The organism is Demequina sp. NBRC 110052, from assembly GCF_002090075.1.
Classification (GTDB): Bacteria; Actinomycetota; Actinomycetes; order Actinomycetales; family Demequinaceae; genus Demequina.
The window spans coordinates 673,988-691,605 of sequence record NZ_BBRI01000002.1 but is presented as its reverse complement, the minus strand read 5'-3'; the positions used below and the strand labels follow the sequence as shown (position 1 = coordinate 691,605).

Here is a 17,618-nt window from a genome sequence, read left to right as displayed (position 1 = left end):
GCGCACGCAGCGCCTCCCAGGGCGTCCGCGGCCGGATCAACGTTCGATCAAGAACGCGCGGTCTCACGCACGAGGCCACGCGACGTGGTCACGGCGCTCGGTTCCCAAGTGTTAGCGTCTTCGCCATGCACGCCGCTTTCGCCACGTCGACGCCCGCCACTCGCGCCGCGTCCGTGAGCTGTCGAATGTGCACGTGCAGCTGTCGCCTCGCGTGACAGCAGCGGCTCGCTGAGGGCCGCCAGCGCGCACTGCGCGCCCCCATGACGACCGCCCCGTGAGGGCGGCTTCCGCGCGCCGCCGACGCTGCGCGCACCTTGACAGGCGCCCCAGCGCACCTCCGCGCGTCAGCACCGTGCTGTCGCGCGCTCACGAAAGGAACACCCCATGAGAATCCGTCTCGCACTGCCCCTGATCGCCGTGGCCGCTTTGACTCTCGCGGCATGCTCCACGGCGGAGAGCCAGGCCGACGCCTCGGCCACTCCGCAGTCCGACGAGTCGCTCGCCGCCGTTCAGGAGGCGGGCGTGCTGGTGGTCGGAACCGAGGGCACGTACCGGCCCTTCAGCTACCACGAGGACGGTTCCGGCGACCTCGTGGGCTACGACGTGGACGTGATCCGCGCGGTGGCTGCTGAACTCGGGGTCGACGTGACCTTCGAGGAGACCCAGTGGGACGCCATCTTCGCTGGCCTCGACGCGGGGCGGTTCGATGTGATCGCGAACCAGGTCTCAATCACGCCTGAGCGTGAGGAGGCGTACGTGTTCTCGAGCCCGTACACCTACTCGACCGGCGTGGTCGTGACCTCGCTCGACTCCGAGGTTGCCTCTTTCGACGATCTCGCCGGTCTGCGGGCCGCACAGTCGCTCACGTCGAACTGGTACACGCTCGCCGAGTCGGTAGGTGCGCAGATCGAGCCCATCGAGGGATGGGCGCAGGCCGTGTCTCTGGTGCGTCAGGGCCGTGTGGATGCGACGATCAACGATCGCCTCACCTACCTCGACTACGTCCAGCAGACGGGTGCCGACGACCTGCGCATCGCCGCTGAGACCGATGACGTCTCGCGCAGCGCATTCGCCTTCGCAGACGGCAGCGAGGAGCTGGCGGAGGCGGTCAGCGACGCACTGGCCGTGCTCGAAGAGGACGGCACGCTCGCGGAGATCTCTGAGCGCTACTTCGGCGCGGACGTCTCCACTGCGGGCACGGCGTGACGCAGATCGACTGGGATCTCGTCCTCGGATCGCTCGGCCCTCTCGTGGGCGGGGCGATCCGAGGCACGATCCCGCTCGCCCTTGCGTCGTTCGCCATCGGTCTTGCCATCGCGGTGGGTGTGGCGCTTATGCGCATCTCGCGGCGGCGCGTCGTGTCCGCGATTGCGGCCGTGTACGTCTCGGTGATCCGCGGTACACCCCTGCTGGTGCAGCTGTTCGTGGTGTTCTACGGGCTGCCGTCGCTCGGTCTCACGATCGATCCGTGGCCGTCGGCGATCATCGCGTTCTCGCTCAACGTGGGAGGCTACGGCGCCGAGGTGGTGCGCTCGGCGATCCTTGCCGTCCCCACCGGCCAATGGGAGGCAGCGTCGTCAGTGGGCCTGACGCGGACGCAGGCGCTCACGCAGGTCGTGCTGCCGCAGTCCGCGCGCATCGCCGTGCCTCCGCTGGCGAACACGTTCATCTCGCTCGTCAAGGACACCTCGCTCGCCTCCCTGATCCTCGTCACCGAACTGTTCCGCGAGGCTCAGCAGATCGCCGCTTTCAGCCAGGAGTTCCTCGTGCTGTACGTCGAGGCGGCGTTCGTCTACTGGGGTGTGTGCCTCGTGCTCGGTGCCGGCCAGGCGATGCTCGAACGCCGGCTCTCGCGGGGCCTCGCGCGGGTCGGGTGACGCCTCGCGCGCGAAGAGGGTGCCGACGCGCAGATGGCGTCGGCACCCTCGTCGGCGGTCGCGCGCTGGGGGGCAGGGGGCGACCGCGGTCAGAGCTGCGAGTTCACGATCTCCAGCAGCTCCGTGGGGTCCAGCCACATCGACGGGTAGTTGCCGTACCAGAGCTGATTCCCCGAGGCGTCGATCAGTACGAAGCCGTGGCCGGGCAGGCCCTCGTGCATGCCCGCTCCGAGGGTGCCGTACGCCTCGGACACCGTGCCGTCATCGAGCGCGAAGGGGGTCGTGACGCCGAGGCGGTCGCGCTCGGCGTTGATGTGCTCGGCACTGTTCATGACGATCGGCAGGACGGCGATGCCAGCCTCGTCGAAGCCGGGCGTCTGCTCGATCGCGGCCATCTGCATGAGGCACGAGTCGCAGCCGGCGCCCTCGTTGAAGTACAGGAGGACCGGCTGGCCCGCATAGTCGGTGAGGGAGACCTCGGAACCGTCGCTCAGGGGCAGGGTGAAGTCGCGTGCGGGTGACATCCCTGAGCCGGTCTCGGGACGCGAGGACAGCAGCGCGGCCGTCACGAGCACCGCAAGTCCTGCGAGCGCGACGATCCAGATCGCGTTGACGATGAGCGAGCGGCGCCGCTGCTTGGCGCGTACCTCGTGCTGGGCGGCGTCGAGCGCGCGCTCGGCTTCCCGCTTGAGCCTGGTGGCAGATCCTGAGGGCATGGTCATTCCTTCTCGAGGGGCGCGGTCTGGGTCGGGACGGTCCTGATGGCGGTGTGGTCGCTGTCGTGTTCGCTCGGCGAGTCCTCGCCCGGCGTGGAGCAGCATGTGTGAGCGTCTGCGGGAGCGGTGGGGTCGGAGCCCGTCGAAGCGTCGGGGGAGACGACCGGTGCACCGTGGCCCGAAGCAGGCTGACGCGAGCGGCGAGCGCCCACGAGCGTCGCCCACACGAACAGGCCGGCCACCGCGAGCAGGCCGATCGCCTGGATCGGCTCCGGCACGGGGCTGAGGAAGTGCTGGATCTGCGCGAAGATGTCGGTAAGGAGGTCGGACGCCCACGCCTGTGCGGCGGTGCCGCCGGTCATGTCCGCCGAGCCTGCGAGCGCGATGACGCCCACGCCCATTGCGGCGAAGGCGATCGCGACGGCGATGTTGAGGGTGTTGGTCACCCATGACCGACCCATCACGGACAGGCGCACGGGGCGCGCCTGCAGCCAGCGCTTCTCGCCCAGCTTCGCGCGGTCCCACAGCAGGGCCATGACGAACAGCGGGAACACCATGCCGAAGACGTATGCGAGTCCAAGGGTCAGGCCGCCGATGGCGGAGCCCGAGAGCACGGACAGCGTCATCACGCCCGCGAGCACGGGAGCGCAGCAGCTGGAGGCGATGCCAGAGAACACGCCCAGCGCGAAGAAGCTCGCTGAGTCGCCCCCGCGTGTGTCGGGAGCGCGCAGGAACGAGGGCAGCGCCCACATGCGGCCCGAGAGCGCGAGGCCTGCGAGCACGAACATGAGTACGCCGCCGGCGACGTAGATCTCGAAGTGGTACTGAGCGATCGCGCCGGCGAGCATGCTGACGCCCAGCGTGATCGGCACGAGCACTACCGCCAGGCCGGCGGCGAAGACGAACGTCAGCGGCAGCAGGCGCCACCGGCTGTTCTTGACGGCGCCGGCGAGATAGCTGGGTGCGAGGAACACGATGCAGCACGGCGCGAACAGGGCCACGCCGCCTGCGAAGAACGCGGCGAGGATGCTGCCCGTGGCGAGAAGCTCGGAGCCCATGTCAGCGACCCCCCGCAACGATTGCGGCGTCGCGCCGCTCCAACGCTTTGATCAGCTTCTTGCGCGGCAGCCGCCCTGAGCTGAAGAATTCGCCGTCGAGCAGCACCAAGGGGTTCATCGCCGGACGGTGCTCGGCCACCAGCGCGGCTCCGACGCCCGAGCCGAGAGGCACCGTGGTGATCTCGAGCGGATAGGTCTGCGCGAGATCGCGCAGTGCGGCGCTCGCGTCCTCGCAGAAGTGGCAGGCGGGGCTCGTGACCAGGGTGACCTGGGCCCGCGGTCGTGACGGGGTCAACGCGTCCTCCTCAGGGCCGGGGCCCGTGATCGATCGGTGGCTCCAGTCTTGGAGCGGCGCATTCACGATCGACTGCGGTTGCATCAAGGTTCGATCAAGATCGCGTACGCACAGGGCCGCACGGTCGTGACCCGGCGGGACATGCGCGTGGACAATGGGCGCATGACGATCCCGCCCCCCGCTCCGCTGCGCGCCCTCGTCGTCGAGGACGAGGCCTCGCTTGCGCGCGTCGTGGTCAACTACCTGGTCCGCGACGGCTTCGAGGCGGAGTCGGTGCCGGACGGTGAGGCCGCACTGCGCACCGCGCGCGAGCTCGATCCTGACGTGGTGGTGCTGGACCTCGGCCTGCCCGGCGTCGACGGCGTCGAGGTCTGCCGCCAGCTCCGGACGTTCTCCGACTGCTATGTGGTGATGCTCACGGCGCGCGCCGATGAGGTGGACAAGCTCGTGGGCCTGTCGGTGGGCGCCGACGACTACATGACCAAGCCCTTCAGCCCCCGCGAGCTGGTGGCGCGGGTGCGTGCGATGCTGCGGCGGCCCCGCAGGCCGTCCGCAGTCGCGCGAGCCGCGCGTGACGGCGTGCTGGAGTTCGGATCTCTGGAGATCGACCTCGAGTCGCGTGAAGTCTCGCTCGCCGGTGAGGCGGTGCACCTCACGCGCACGGAGTTCGATGTGCTTGCCGCGCTCGCCCAGCGACCCTCGCGGGTCATGACGCGCGCCGAGCTGCTCGACGATCTGTGGGGTGGGTCCTGGGTGGGCGATGACCACCTCGTGGACGTGCACGTGCTTCACGTGCGCCAGAAGCTGGGGGACACGGCCGAGCGCCAGCAGTACATCAGGACCGTCCGCGGCGTGGGCTATCGCATGGGCACGGGGGAGTGAGCGCCATGCGCAGAGCCGGTCTCAGCCTGCGGCTGATCGTCGCGATCGCTGTGGTGCTCGTCGCTGCAGGCGTCACCACGTGGCTGGTCGCAGGGCTCGTCGGCCCCGGCGCCTTCCACGATCACCTCGTGGATGGCGGCACGCGCACGGGTGAGGAGGCAGTCGCGCACGCCGAGCTTGCCTTCGAGGAGGCCAGCGGCCGCGCGCTCGCGGTCGGCATGCTCATGGGGGCGGTCGCCGCGCTCGCGGTGAGCTTCCTGATCGCGCGCCGGCTGGGCGCCTCGCTGGCGCACCTGGCCCGCGCGGCGCACGACATCGCGGGGGGCTCTCTCGAGGCTCGCGTGCCGGACCCGCGGATGGGAGGCGAGTTCGAGGAGCTCGCCGCCGCCTTCAATCAGATGGCGGTGCGGCTCGAGGCGAGCGAGCAGTTGCGTCAGCGGTTGCTCTCGGATGTGGCGCATGAGCTCCGCACGCCGGTGGCCACGATGAACGCGTACCTGGAGAGCCTCGAGGACGGGGTCGAGGAGCTGTCGCCTGATGTGGTGGCGATGCTGCGCGGCGAGGGTGCTCGCCTCGCTCGGCTGAGCGACGATCTTGCCGCGGTCACCCGGGCCGAGAGCGGTGCGGTGAGCCTTGCGCGCGAGGCGCGCACGGCGTCGGGCCTGGTCGAGGACGCGATCGCGCGCGCCCGGCAGCGCTTTGCGGAGGCGGAGGTCGCGTTGGAGGGGTCCGCCGAGGCCGGACTTCCGCGCGTGGACGTCGACGGTGAGCGTCTGGCGCAGGTGCTGGGGAACCTGCTCGACAATGCGCTGCGGCACACGCCCGCGGGCGGCAGGGTCACGGTCCATGCCCGACGCTCGGGCCGGGGCATTGCGATCGCCGTCGCCGATACGGGTGTGGGCATCGACGCCGCGCACCTGCCGTTCGTATTCGAGCGCTTCTATCGCGTCGACGAGGCGAGGGACAGGGCGCGCGGCGGCTCCGGCGTCGGGCTCGCGATCGTGAAGGCCCTCGTCGAGGCCCACGGCGGCGCTGTCGAGGCAGCCAGCCCCGGCGTCGGGCACGGGGCCACCTTCACTGTGACGCTGCCGCCTGCTCCGTGACGGGCAGGGCGTCCACCGGGCCGGGCGCGCGCCGCTGTGCTGCGACGATGATCGCCGCGCCGCCGATGACGCTCGCGAGTGACCACAGTTGGGGCTGCGTGAGGCCCAGCAGCGCGGGCTCGTTGATGCGCAGGAACTCCACGAGGAAGCGCGAGATCCCCGAGAGGATCAGGTAGGCGCCGAAGAGCTGGAGGGGGCGCAGCGGGAGCCGGCGCACGGTCCACAGGATGGCGACGATGACGAGCGCAGCGAGCGACTCGTACAGCGGCGTCGGGTGCACCGGGACCTCGGTGGGCACCATTCCCTGGGGGTACGTCTCGCCCCAGGGCAGGTCAGTGGGCTTGCCGTAGGTGCCATCGCCCGAGAGCCAGCAGCCGAGCCGGCCGATGCCGTAGGCGAGAGCGAGGGGGATCGCGGCGGCATCGATCACGGTGGCGGCGGGCAGGTGCCTGCGGCGGATCATGATGAGGAACGTTGCGACGCCACCGATCAGCCCGCCGTACCAGGTGAAGCCTGCTCCTCCCAGGTGATGCCACGAGAGCTGGTCGGCGTGCTCGAGCAGAAAGTAGATCTTGCCGCCCACGAAGCCCCAGATGGTCGCCCACATCACCATGGCGTGAGCGTCGTCGGGCTCAAGGCCTCGTGTGCGGAACGCGCGGCCGAGCAGGTACGCCGCGACGAGCGCGGCGAGAGCCTTGCTCACGCCGTACGACTGCACGTCGAGGCCGCCGATCGAGAAGAGGACGGGAAGCACGGGGATCCTTTCAGCCGAGTGGGTCGTGCCGATCCTGCCGGTGCTGTCCCATGGGGGCGGTGTAGGTCCGATCAAGGTCCGATCAAGGCCCGTAGGTGGCGCCCGATCTTGAGCGAACCTTGATCGCGCGGCATCCGGACCTTGATCGGCTCCCGCCACCCTGAGGGGCAGCGGACGCAGCGGGCGTCCCTGCGGTGACAGGAGTGGCGATGGGTGTCGTGGACGGCGCCGTGGCGGCGGGCGACCTGTGGTGGGTCCTCGTGGCGTGGGCCGGGGTGATCGGCGCATCCGCATGGGTGGTGTGCCGCATCTTTCCCGTGGGTCGCCGGCCACCGCGCCGGGGTCGGCCGCGCTCCCCACGTACCGGGCATCCCGGCTCGCACAACCGCGCCGCCGACCCCGAACCTCACCAAGGAGAATCATGAAGAGTCATGTCAGAGGAATGCTCATCGCGGGCGGAGCGGTGCTCGTCGTGCTGATCGTCGCCGGCGTGGACCTGCGGACTGCGGTGCCATACGCGCTGCTCCTCGCGTGCCCGCTGATGATGTTCTTCATGATGCGCGGTCACATGGGAGGGGCCGGCCACGGCGGTCACCATGGCAGCGACGCCGCTGGCGCCCACGAGGTTGTCGGCGCCAATGGCGCTCAGGCGAAGGCGAACAGGGGTGGCAGGGCCACGACAACAACGGCCGCCCAAGCGCCGAACACCGGCAGGTAGCCCGTCTGCCAGCGCAGCAGGGCCGTGAGCGCCGTACCGCGCAGCAGCCGTTGCAGGTAGAGCCACGCCGTCCCCGTGAGGTTCACGAGCAGCACGAGGTTCATGCCGAGCGTCGCCACGCGATTCGGAGTGAGACCGCCGTCGAACGTGCGGTCGGCCATCGCGACGAGCGCCACCACGTCCAGAGCCAGCGCGGCGACCACGAGAGCGAGCTGCAGCCGGTCGGTCCAACCCGCGGGCGAGGACGGTTCGATCGCCGAGATCGAATACAGCACGAGGCCCAGCACCACCACGAGCACCAGATCCACGGCGATGAGTACGTCGCGGCTGTCCTGGAATCCGCCGCTGACGGCCGCGCCGCCCAGCATCGCCACCAGGGCGAGCGTCGCGACCGGAGCGAAGATGCGGGTCAGTGCCGGGGCGATCGACTCCAGCACCTCCTGCTTGGACTCGACGAGCCAGGCCGCGACGACAGTCGCGCCGCCGACGCCGAGGGGCAGCACCCACTCGGTGATCGCGACGATCGGGTCAAGGCCGAGCCCCTCGAACACGGCGAGCGAGACTCCCATCAGCACTCCGCCGCCGGTGGCGATGAGGAACATGTAGATGAGCCACTCGCCGGTGAAGCGGATGAAGTCCATGCGGGCGTTGCGCGAGCGCCAGTCGCCCGCAGCGTAGGCGATGCCGACGCCGAGCCACATCACGATCGCGCCGTGCAGCAGGGCGAGCGTGGCCGTGTCGGAGGAGTCGTCGAAGGGGTACGCGACGCCGAGCGCGATAAGTCCCGCCGCCACCGAGCCCACGGTCGCGAGCGTGGCTGCCGAGTCGCTGCGCCGCCACCACAGGAACGCCGCGAGCACGGTCAGCAGCAGCGGCATGGCGGTCAGAAGGTAGTCGAATGGTGCGCGCTCAGGGTCGATCGCGAGCCACGGAAGCTTCACGGCAAGCCCTGCCGCCACGGCGAACCCCAGCATCGGACCGGCGGTGCCGCGAGGCCGAGACTCGCCGCCGTCGAGCACCAGCTGACGCCAAAGGCGTCGCGAGTGGGTGCGCGCGAACTCCCGTGCCACGTCGGCCTGGCTGCCCATGCGCTTGATGGCGACCAGGAAGGCCTCGTCCTGGGCGAGTCCGGCTGCCGTGAGGTCGTCGATCTGGCCGCGCAGGTGGTCCTCGAGCTCGTCGGCGTCGGCCGCCGTGACGGAGCTGCGGGCGACGACGTAGGAGCGCCACCGTGCGATCTCGGCCTCCACGGAGGTGCTGGACGTGGCAGCGGGAGCGGCTCCGGCGTCGGGCGTGTGGGGTGTGTGGCGGGGGCTCACGGTGCCGCTCCCGGGGCGAGTGGTGTGATGGCCTGGCGGACCCCGTCCCACGCAGACTCGAGCGCTGCGGCGACGGCGGCCCACTGGCGGCGTTGCTCGGTGATCTCGGCGGTTCCGGCTGCGGTGAGGCGGTAGTAGCGGCGGCGTCGGCCGGTATCGGACTGCCCCCAGCGTGACTCGACGTGGCCCGCGTCCTCGAGCCGGTGCAGGAGCGGGTAGAGCAGGCCGTCGGTCCATTCGATCTCGCCGTCGGAGAGCTCGCGGACGCGGCGCACGATCGCGTAGCCGTAGCTCTCGCCTTCGGCGAGGATTGCGAGCACGAGTGGCGCGGAGCTGGCGGCCATCAGGTCCTTGCTGACTTTCACGGTTGCCTCCCAGGTGCGGGTCTTGCCTAGGAGCACTATACATAGCACTGTGAGGTACGGGATTCGGCGTGCACAGTGCCGGTCGCGGGCGCCGGATGGAAGTGGTGCCGCGATCGGAGGAGCCATGCCGCTGAAGAGTCTCACGTTGACCAGTCCCGACATCCTCGCGGGCGAGCGCATCGATGATCGCTTCGCAGGTCACGTGGGTGCTGAGACGCCGAGGCTGATCGTGGCAGGTGTGCCAGACGACGCGGTCGAGCTCGCGCTCATCTGCCATGACCCTGATGCGCCTCTGCCGCATGGCTTCACGCACTGGGCGCTGTACGGGCTGCCGGCGATCGACGGGGAGATCCTGCCGGAGGTGGGCCGCGCGGGTCTGAACGATGACGATGGCTTCGGCTACGTGGGGCCGTTCCCGCCGTATGGGCATGGCGATCATCACTATTTCTTCTGGGTCTACGCGTTGGGCCGTCGGGTGGTGGGGGAGCCGACGAGGGACGAGTTCTTGCGGGATTATGCCGAAGCGGTTGTGGAGCAGGCGCGGATCGTGGCGATCTACTCGCGGTAGGCGTTGCGCCGGGTACTTCGTGACACGCGTAGGACCTACGGCTCCGTAACCTACGCGTGCGTAAGTTAAGATCGGTCCATGGAAGCACAGATGTCCTCCCCCAGCCTCGTCACCGTCGACGACTCGCTGAACCTCACGGCGCTGCTGCGCGACCGCGCCGCCGCGAACCCGTCCGCTCCCTTCGCCGAGATCAAGGACGAGGCGGGCGCGTGGAGTCCCGTCAGTCTCGGCGGGTTCGAGTCCCGCGTGCGCGCCGTCGCCAAGGGACTGATCGCTCAGGGCGTCGCCGCTGGCGACCGCGTCGGCATCATGGGAGACACCAGCCTCGAGTGGTCCGTGATGGACTTCGCCGTGCTCGCCGCAGGCGGAGTCTCGGTGCCTATCTACCCGTCGTCTTCGCCCAAGCAGTGCTCATGGATCGTCGAGGATGCCGGCCTCGCGATCATCGCCGCGCAGACCGAGGAGCAGCGTGCGATGCTCGCGGGCCTCGAGGCCTCGCTCGCTGTCATCGCGTTGACTCCGGAGGGGCTCGACGAGGTGGCTGCGGCCGGCTCCGGCGTCACGGACGAGGACCTTGACGCGCGCACTGCCGACGTCGTGCTCGACGACCTCGCCAGCATCATCTACACCTCCGGCACCACCGGCCGTCCCAAGGGCGCGATGCTGACCCACGGCAACCTCGTCGTCCACTGCGCGAACATCGAGCGCGACCCCGGCTTCGGCGCATTCGTGCAGGGTGAGACCCGCGTGCTGCTGTTCCTGCCGCTGGCGCACGTGTTCGCGCGGCTCGCGATGGTCCTCGCTCTGTCGTCGGGCGCGGTCATCGGCTATACCCCGAACCACAAGACCCTCGCGGCGGACCTCGCTTCGTTCCGGCCCACCTGGATTCCGCTCGTGCCGCGCGTGCTCGAGACGATCTACAACCGCGCCGATGCTGCGCAGACCGGTATCAAGAAGAAGATCTTCCGCTGGTCCGCCTGGGTCGCGCGCAAGGTGTCGCAGGCCGAGGAGACAGGCGGCCATGGCATCGTCCTGAAGCTCCAGTACGCCATCGCGAACGCGCTCGTGCTCAAGAAGATCCGCCACCTGCTCGGCGGGCAGTTGGGCTACGTGCTCGCCGGCGGCGCCAAGCTCACGCCGCAGATCGGCCACTTCTTCCGCGGCCTGGGGGTCACGGTGATGCAGGGCTACGGCCTCACCGAGACCACCGCAGCGCACATGGGCACTCCCAGCAAGGGTCAGAACATGGGCACGGTCGGTCACCCCATCGCGGGTGGCGAGGTGGCGCTGGCGGAGGACGGCGAGATCCTGACACGGGGCGTGAACCTCTTCGCGGGTTACTGGAACGCGCCTGAGGCGACAGCTGCCGTCATGCGTGACGGCTGGTTCGCGACCGGTGACCTCGGCGAGATCGTCGACGGGAGCCTCACGATCACGGGCCGCAAGAAGGAGATCTTGGTGCTGTCCTCGGGCAAGAACATCCAGCCCGCGGTGCTCGAGGACTCGATCCGCTCGCACCCTGCTATCCAGGATTCCGTCGTCGTCGGCGACGGGCGCCACTTCGTGTCGGCGGTCGTCGCGTTGGACCCGGTGCTGCTGCCCGCGTGGCTCAAGTCGCATGAGCTGCCCGACATGACGCTCGAGGAGGCGTCGGTCCACGAGCGGGTGCGCGAGCTCGTCGGCCGCGCGATCGCCGCCGCGAACGAGCACGTGTCGCGCGCCGAGGCGATCCGCGAGTTCCGCATCCTGCCGCGCGAGTTCTCCGAGGCGCGTGAGGAGCTGACCGCATCGCTCAAGGTGCGTCGCGCCCAGGTGATGGAGCACTTCTCCGACGTGATCGAGTCGATCTACTCGCGCAAGGACGGCGGCGGCCCCTCGGCGTCCGCTGCGTAGAGCCGCAGACCCATCCCTCGCGGGATGTCGGTGGCCGCGCCTACCCTGGTCCCATCGCGCGCACCCGGAGCGCGTGGAACAGGGGGCTGTACTGTGACCGACCTCGCCATCGAGACCTCGGGTCTCACCAAGATCTACGGCGACACGCGCGCAGTGGACGGCATCGACCTCGCGATCCCTCGCGGCGGCGTGCACGGCTTCCTCGGCCCCAACGGTGCGGGTAAGACGACCACCATCCGCATGCTCGCGACCCTCATCAGGCCCGACGCGGGCTCGGCTCGCGTACTCGGGCACGACATCGTGCATGCGTCCGACGAGGTGCGCTCGCGCGTGGCGCTCACGGGCCAGTTCGCCTCGGTCGACGAGGACCTGAGCGGGCGCGAGAACCTGCGACTGCTCGCGAAGCTGTACGGGTTCCGTGGAGCAGGCGCGACGCGGCGGGCGGACGAGCTACTGGGCGCCTTCGGGCTCGAGGGCGCCGCAGACCGTCAGGTGAAGAAGTACTCGGGCGGCATGCGTCGCCGCATCGACATCGCAGCCTCGCTCGTCGTCACCCCCGAGCTGCTGTTCCTCGACGAGCCCACCACAGGCCTGGACCCGCGCAGCCGCATCGAGGTGTGGGACATCGTGCGCGCGCTCGTCGCCCACGGCACCACCGTGATGCTGACCACGCAGTACCTGGATGAGGCGGATCAGCTCGCGGGGCGCATCTCCGTGATCGACCAGGGTCGCATCATCGCCGAGGGTGCTTCGAGCGAGCTCAAGGCCTCCGTCGGCTCCGGTTCGCTGCACGTGCGCGTGATGCACCGCGCAGACCTGGCCGCGGTGCGCGAGATTCTGGTGCGGGAGCTGGGCGTCGAAGTCGAGACGACCACGGACCCGCACGGCCTCGTCGCTGCGCTCGAGGACCGCTCGGGCGTGACCCGCGCGCTGTCCTCGCTCGAGGCGGCCAAGCTCGAGCTCGCGCAGTTCGCGCTCGGGCAGCCCACGCTCGACGAGGTCTTCCTCGCCCTCACCGGGCACACGGCCGACGGCGGCGACAGCCCGGATGGTCAGCCGACCGATGAGGAGGTCGCGGCATGAGCACCGAGACACGTACCGAGGCTGCCGCTCCCGAGCCGGCACCCGCGTCGGGCGTCAAGGAGAGTGCGCCCCAGGCGAAGGCCATCGCCGAGGCCCTCACTACGGGAGAGCGGCCTGCACGGCCGTCGCCTATGTCGACGTCGCTCACGTTCGGGTGGCGTGCCCTGCTCAAGATTAAGCACGTGCCTGAGCAGCTGTTCGACGTCACGGTGTTCCCCGTGATGATGACGCTGCTGTTCACCTACCTGTTCGGTGGTGCGCTCGCGGGCTCGGTGCAGGACTACATCGCGTTCCTCGCGCCCGGCGTGCTCGTGCAGTCGGTGCTGTTCATCACGATGTACACCGGCACCACGCTGCGCACAGACATCGACCGTGGCGTCTTCGACCGCTTCCGCTCGCTGCCCATCTGGCGTCCGTCCGCGCTCGTGGGCATGCTGCTGGGCGACGGCGTGCGGTTCGCCGTCGGATCGACCGTGACTGCGCTCGTGTGCCTCGCGATCGGGTGGCGCCCGGCCGGGGGCTTCGTCGGCGTCGTGGCAGGCATCGGGCTGGTGCTGATCTTCGCGTTCTCGCTGGGGTGGATCTGGACGTTCCTGTCGATGATCCTGCGCACGCCCGGGTCCATCATGGGCGTCGCGAGCTTCGTGCTCATGCCGCTGCTGTTCGGCTCCAACATCTTCGTGGACCCCTCGACGATGCCGGGCTGGCTTCAGGCCTGGGTCGAGGTCAACCCCATCTCGCACCTCGTGACCGCCGTGCGTGACTTGATGAACGGGATGCCCGTGGGCCCGGAGCTCGGATGGTCGTTGATGTGGTCGGCGGGCCTGGTGGCGGTCTTCGGGTCGCTCACGATGTGGAAGTATCGCGACCCCAGTTGACGGGCCTAGGCTCACCGATGTGGAGCCTCGGCATCTGACCTTCGAGCAGCACCGGGTCTCCTGGTACAGCGCAGGGCCGGACGACGCGCGCGTCACCGTGCTGTGGCATCACGGCACGCCCAATACGGGTGAGCCGCCGCGCGCGCTCGTGGACCTCGCGGCGTCGCACGGGGTGCGGATCGTGAGCTTCGACCGACCCGGGTACCGCGAGTCCGAGGATGCCGGGCCGCGCTCAGTGAGTGACGGCGCCCGGCTCGCTCGAGCCGTGCTGGACGAGGCGGGTGCGGGGCGCGTCGTCGCGCTCGGGTATTCGGGGGGTGGGCCCTACGCCCTGGCGTCTGCGGCGGCCATGCCTGTACGCGTCGAGAGGGTCGCGCTCTTCGCGTCGCTCGCACCGTTCCGTGTGGACCCGGCCGACCCTCGCGGACTCGGCCTGCGGTGGTGGCGCGGCATGCATGGGCCCGGGCTGGGCGAGGTGATTGCCGCGCTGCGGGGCGGGCCGGCGCTGAGGCGCCATCTTCGCGAGCCCGACGTTGACCCGCCGATGTTCATCGACCGCGACATCGCGGCGCTCGACGGCCGGTGGCACGACTTCCGAGGCACCGCGTCGCGAGCCGTGGAGACGGGGGTGGAGGGTGTGCTCGCGGACGATCTCTCGTTCATCAGTCCGTGGGGCGTGCCCGTCTCCCGCGTGACGCAACCGTGCCTCGTGGTGCATGGCGCATCGGACCTGGTCGTGCCCGAACGTCACGCCAGATGGCTGTCGCATGCCCTCCCGGACGCGTCGCTGACGGTCCGCGACGGCGACGGTCATCTCTCCGTGCTGGACGGGTTGGATGACGCATTCTCGTGGCTCCTGCGCGCCGACTGACCCGGGACCTCGGCGGCGTCGACAGTGCCGTGAATGGTTCATCATGGAGAAGTGAGCAAGACCCCGGAACCTGAAGAACGCACCTACTTCTCCACCATCGAGGACGCGATCGCCGACTGGGGGCCCCCGGTCGAGAACATCCGCCCGATCCGCGACGCCGTGCAGGGGCTCGGCTACGAGCACGTCTACATCCCCGCCACGCGCGAGCACATCGGCCTCGAGGCCCCGGCGGGCGGGGGAGTGGTGGGCTACGTGATGCCCGCGTTCGTGTCGCTGCAGCCGCTCGGAGGACCGACGCGCATGGTGCCGCTGCCCGTGGACGGCGCGCCGGTGCCCAAGCCTGCGAAGCCCCTCAGCAAGGCTGCGGCGAAGAAGGCCGCCGCCGAGGCTCCTCCCGCCGTGTGCTCCACGTGCTTCACGGCGCTCCCGGCGACCGGAGTGTGCTCCTACTGCGAGTAGAGCTGTTGACATCGATCCTGGGTTCCCGCGCGTTGGGCCAGTCATGAACGAGATCTGGGATCAGGTGTGGGCCGACCTCACGGCGGTGGTGGAGGCCCCTCCGTCGTCCGTCTGGATCCCGCTCTCGGCCGTCGCGGTATGCCTCGCAGTGCCGGCGCTATGGCACGTGGTGCGCCACGTAGTCACCATCGCGCACGAGGCCGGCCACGGCATCGTCGCCACCCTCACGGGACGGCGGGTGTCCGGGATCCGGCTGCACTCGGACACCTCCGGACTCACGGAGTCGTACGGTGAGGCCCGCCGCCTCCCCCTGAGCCTTGTCGCGCTCGCAGGTTATCCCGCGCCCGCGCTGCTGGGGCTCGGTGCCTCTGCGCTCCTGGCCGACGGGCGCTCTCCGCTGGTGCTGTGGCTCGTGATGCTCGTGCTCGCCGTGGTGCTGCTGTTCATACGCAACGTGTACGGCTTCCTGGTGGTGATCCTTGCCATCGGCGCGTTCGGCTGGGTCGCGTGGGCCGGTGGAGATGTGTGGCGCGTGGGCGTCGCCTACGGAGTCGTGTGGTTGCTGCTCCTGGGGTCGGTGCGCGCCGTTGTCGAGCTGAGCGCTTCACGCCGCGGGCGTGGCGGGCGGTCCGGCTCGGACGCCGACGCGCTCGCCCGCCTCACGCACGTGCCCGGGGGAGTGTGGGTAGCGGTGTTCTGGCTGGTCGCGGTGGCGTGTGCCGCGCTTGGGGGCTGGTGGATCGTGGGGCTCGAAATCTGAGTGTCAGAGGGCTCTGATTGTGTCTTGCCAAGGACTTGCTGAGATGTTTGACGGAGCGCTACGTGTCGTAGGGGTCCGCGCCTGCCGAGATGGGAGTATGTACGCATGGATCGCGCTGACCTGACCGTTGTTGAGATTTGCGCGGGCGCGGGTGGCCAGTCAGTGGGCCTGGAGCGCGCGGGATTCCGGCATGTCCTCGCTGTCGAGATTGACGTTGACGCGGCGGCGACTTTGAAGGCGAATCGACCGGCATGGCATGTGCATGTCGGCGATGTGCGCGAGGTGAAGGGCTTTGAGGTCCCCAAAACGGACCTTCTCGCAGGCGGGGTGCCTTGCCCCCCCTTCTCAATGGCGGGCAAGCAACTTGGCGCCGATGACGAGCGAGACCTCTTCCCAGAAGCTTTGCGTCTCGTCGAGGAGATCAAGCCGCGTGCGGTGATGCTCGAGAACGTGAGGGGCCTCGCGAGTTCCCGGTTCAACACTTACCGCCAGTCGATCCTCGACCGCCTTGCTGTGTTGGGCTATGAGACCGACTGGAAGCTGGTGTACTCCTCCTGGTTTGGTGTTCCGCAGTTGCGGCCGCGCTTCATCCTGGTTGCTCTGCGCAAGGACGTTGCGGAGCACTTTGAGTGGCCCACGCCCTTCGACGAAGAGGTCACCGTTGGTGAAGCGTTGCATGACCTCATGTCGGAGACGGGATGGCCAGGTGCGGACGATTGGGCGCGGCGAGCGTCTACGGTCGCCCCCACAATCGTTGGCGGCTCGAAGAAGCATGGTGGCGCAGATCTGGGCCCCACGCGCGCTAAGGCCGCGTGGCTCGCGCTCGGGGTGGACGGTAAGGGTGTCGCTGACGCCCCGCCGACGTCCGGGCTCCCCGCGAGTGCTGTGCCGCGCCTCACGAACCGCATGGTGGCTCGCATCCAAGGATTCCCCGATGAGTGGCGATTCCAGGGCCGTAAGACATCGGTGTATCGCCAAATCGGCAATGCATTCCCGCCGCCCGTCGCGGAAGCGATCGGCAGTTCGATTGCTCGCGCGATCGCCGCAGCTGACGCGAGCACGGGCGAGGTCGAGTACGCAGCCGAGGCCGCGAACTAGGTCCGGCGGCGTGTCGTCGGCAGGGTGGGAGCGGCAGCGCGCGAGGACTCCCCGGGCAACGCGATTCGCCAGCGCCTCCCGTCGAGTTCGACTGTTTGAAGGTCACTTGGCGATGCTTCGAGGACCCGCATGCTCACGAACTCGCCCGGTCCGACGTCGGGCGCACCCAGGTCGAGAGCGATACGCCGGTGAACTTCGTAGTCGCCGCCTGCAATCAAGATGCCTTCTGTTTGCAGGTGGGATCGCGCGCCGCCGTTGGATCTGACTCGCTTCATGTAGTCGTCCTGTTGGGCCACAGTCGCTACGACTGCGCGCGATATCGGGATCAGTTGCGCACGCCTGAAGAGCTCATTGACTCGTGCTTGTCCGCTACGGGCGGCAAAGATCGCGGCGACATCACTCTCGGGAAGCGCGAGAAGCGCATTTGGAGGAAGCGGCGCCCGGTTGAAGAGCCATGTGATTGCGTTCCGTCCGAGCGAGTTCAGGCCAGTCTTGCCGTCACGATTTGCCCCTGCCCGCAAGAGATCTGGAGTCGCGCGAACGAGCCCTAGGCTCCATTCGCCGACAAGGTCGTCCGCGTGCGTGACGAGAAGGACTTCTCCAAACGCTTCGGGCGGGATCATCCAGCTTCCACGCGTGAAAGAGAACTTGCAGTCCACGTCGACGCCCGCGATCTCGTAGTCGAGCAGCGCCCCATCGTGAATCGTGCCGTCTAGCGCGCGGCGCAGATAGATCTCTACGAGCGAGCCGCAGTGTGTCTTCTCGGTCTTGGAAAGTTGGTCTGGCCGGTAGTGTCCCGTTCGCTGCCCGTCGTAGAGGTAGTCAAACGCGTCGCGAAAGACTGCGCCGAGCTTCTCGCCGGACGGGTCGGCCGCCAGCAGCTCAGCCGCTACATTCTCGAGCTTCTTGTCAGGTTCCACG

Annotated in this window: 20 protein-coding genes; 13 read left to right on the top strand and 7 right to left on the bottom strand. The window is 69.2% G+C overall.

The genetic code is table 11. From position 1 onward, the window contains the following. The first annotated feature begins 384 nt into the window (after positions 1–384). Both B7K21_RS03375 and B7K21_RS03370 read left to right on the top strand, forming a co-directional pair. Positions 385–1,206, top strand: coding sequence for an amino acid ABC transporter substrate-binding protein (locus B7K21_RS03375; RefSeq protein WP_084073810.1), 822 nt, complete (start codon positions 385–387; stop codon positions 1,204–1,206). Positions 1,207–1,211: 5 nt separating this feature from the next. Beyond that, positions 1,212–1,877 (top strand): amino acid ABC transporter permease, encoded by a 666-nt coding sequence (locus B7K21_RS03370; protein ID WP_084074784.1) that lies wholly within the window; start codon positions 1,212–1,214, stop codon positions 1,875–1,877. Between the two features lie 89 nt (positions 1,878–1,966). Here the strand turns inward: B7K21_RS03370 and B7K21_RS03365 are convergent, their stop codons facing one another. Genes B7K21_RS03365 through B7K21_RS03355 form a run of 3 tightly spaced genes read right to left on the bottom strand, consistent with a single transcriptional unit; the run spans position 1,967 to position 3,946 of the window. Then, positions 1,967–2,593 carry a peroxiredoxin gene (locus tag B7K21_RS03365; protein WP_084073809.1) on the bottom strand — a complete coding sequence of 209 codons (627 nt, stop codon included), beginning with the start codon at positions 2,591–2,593 and terminating at the stop codon, positions 1,967–1,969. Between the two features lie 2 nt (positions 2,594–2,595). Beyond that, entirely contained in the window at positions 2,596–3,651 is a 1,056-nt protein-coding gene (locus tag B7K21_RS03360) for a cytochrome c biogenesis CcdA family protein (RefSeq protein ID WP_084073808.1), read from the bottom strand. Between the two features lies 1 nt (position 3,652). Next, entirely contained in the window at positions 3,653–3,946 is a 294-nt protein-coding gene (locus B7K21_RS03355; protein WP_084074783.1) for a glutaredoxin, read from the bottom strand. Positions 3,947–4,108: 162 nt separating this feature from the next. Here B7K21_RS03355 and B7K21_RS03350 point away from each other — a divergent pair, with 162 nt between their 5' ends. After that, positions 4,109–4,828, top strand: coding sequence for a response regulator transcription factor (locus tag B7K21_RS03350; protein WP_084074782.1), 720 nt, complete (start codon positions 4,109–4,111; stop codon positions 4,826–4,828). Positions 4,829–4,833: 5 nt separating this feature from the next. Next, a complete protein-coding gene (locus B7K21_RS03345) occupies positions 4,834–5,931 on the top strand; it encodes a cell wall metabolism sensor histidine kinase WalK (protein WP_084073807.1) in 1,098 nt (365 codons plus the stop codon). Here the strand turns inward: B7K21_RS03345 and B7K21_RS03340 are convergent. Next, on the bottom strand, positions 5,903–6,685 hold the full coding sequence (locus B7K21_RS03340; protein ID WP_084073806.1) for a prolipoprotein diacylglyceryl transferase: 783 nt from the start codon (positions 6,683–6,685) through the stop codon (positions 5,903–5,905). The two genes, B7K21_RS03345 and B7K21_RS03340, sit on opposite strands and share 29 nt — an antisense overlap. A gap of 292 nt (positions 6,686–6,977) precedes the next feature. Here B7K21_RS03340 and B7K21_RS12910 point away from each other — a divergent pair, with 292 nt between their 5' ends. Then, positions 6,978–7,403, top strand: a complete 426-nt coding sequence (locus tag B7K21_RS12910; RefSeq protein WP_084073805.1) for a DUF2933 domain-containing protein — start codon at positions 6,978–6,980, stop codon at positions 7,401–7,403. Here B7K21_RS12910 and B7K21_RS03330 read toward each other — a convergent pair. Both B7K21_RS03330 and B7K21_RS03325 read right to left on the bottom strand, forming a co-directional pair. After that, complete coding sequence (locus B7K21_RS03330; protein WP_234989158.1) at positions 7,331–8,722, bottom strand: permease prefix domain 1-containing protein; 1,392 nt, start codon at positions 8,720–8,722, stop codon at positions 7,331–7,333. The two genes, B7K21_RS12910 and B7K21_RS03330, sit on opposite strands and share 73 nt — an antisense overlap. Then, positions 8,719–9,087 carry a PadR family transcriptional regulator gene (locus B7K21_RS03325; protein WP_084073803.1) on the bottom strand — a complete coding sequence of 123 codons (369 nt, stop codon included), beginning with the start codon at positions 9,085–9,087 and terminating at the stop codon, positions 8,719–8,721. The genes B7K21_RS03330 and B7K21_RS03325 overlap by 4 nt, the downstream gene beginning before the upstream one ends. 124 nt (positions 9,088–9,211) lie before the next feature. Between B7K21_RS03325 and B7K21_RS03320 the strand changes: the two genes are divergently transcribed. From B7K21_RS03320 to B7K21_RS03285, 8 genes are all read left to right on the top strand, one after another. Next, positions 9,212–9,655, top strand: a complete 444-nt coding sequence (locus B7K21_RS03320) for a YbhB/YbcL family Raf kinase inhibitor-like protein (protein WP_084073802.1) — start codon at positions 9,212–9,214, stop codon at positions 9,653–9,655. Positions 9,656–9,733: 78 nt separating this feature from the next. Beyond that, on the top strand, positions 9,734–11,548 hold the full coding sequence (locus B7K21_RS03315) for a long-chain fatty acid--CoA ligase (protein ID WP_084073801.1): 1,815 nt from the start codon (positions 9,734–9,736) through the stop codon (positions 11,546–11,548). A gap of 93 nt (positions 11,549–11,641) precedes the next feature. Next, entirely contained in the window at positions 11,642–12,631 is a 990-nt protein-coding gene (locus B7K21_RS03310; protein ID WP_234989157.1) for an ATP-binding cassette domain-containing protein, read from the top strand. Beyond that, positions 12,628–13,509 carry an ABC transporter permease gene (locus tag B7K21_RS03305; protein WP_084073799.1) on the top strand — a complete coding sequence of 294 codons (882 nt, stop codon included), beginning with the start codon at positions 12,628–12,630 and terminating at the stop codon, positions 13,507–13,509. Before B7K21_RS03310 ends, B7K21_RS03305 begins: the two co-directional genes overlap by 4 nt. Positions 13,510–13,528: 19 nt before the next feature. Continuing rightward, the gene (locus B7K21_RS03300) at positions 13,529–14,380 is read left to right on the top strand and encodes an alpha/beta fold hydrolase (RefSeq protein WP_159448398.1); all 852 of its coding nucleotides are present in this window, start codon (positions 13,529–13,531) and stop codon (positions 14,378–14,380) included. Positions 14,381–14,431: 51 nt separating this feature from the next. Beyond that, positions 14,432–14,839 carry a hypothetical protein gene (locus B7K21_RS03295; RefSeq protein ID WP_084073797.1) on the top strand — a complete coding sequence of 136 codons (408 nt, stop codon included), beginning with the start codon at positions 14,432–14,434 and terminating at the stop codon, positions 14,837–14,839. Between the two features lie 43 nt (positions 14,840–14,882). Next, positions 14,883–15,599, top strand: coding sequence for a M50 family metallopeptidase (locus B7K21_RS03290; RefSeq protein ID WP_084073796.1), 717 nt, complete (start codon positions 14,883–14,885; stop codon positions 15,597–15,599). A 105-nt stretch (positions 15,600–15,704) separates the two neighbouring features. Continuing rightward, complete coding sequence (locus B7K21_RS03285) at positions 15,705–16,697, top strand: DNA cytosine methyltransferase (RefSeq protein WP_084073795.1); 993 nt, start codon at positions 15,705–15,707, stop codon at positions 16,695–16,697. On the opposite strand, the gene B7K21_RS03280 is transcribed toward B7K21_RS03285, so the two are convergent. Further along, positions 16,694–17,617 carry a NaeI family type II restriction endonuclease gene (locus B7K21_RS03280; RefSeq protein WP_200806232.1) on the bottom strand — a complete coding sequence of 308 codons (924 nt, stop codon included), beginning with the start codon at positions 17,615–17,617 and terminating at the stop codon, positions 16,694–16,696. The two genes, B7K21_RS03285 and B7K21_RS03280, sit on opposite strands and share 4 nt — an antisense overlap. Between the last annotated feature and the right edge of the window lies 1 nt (position 17,618).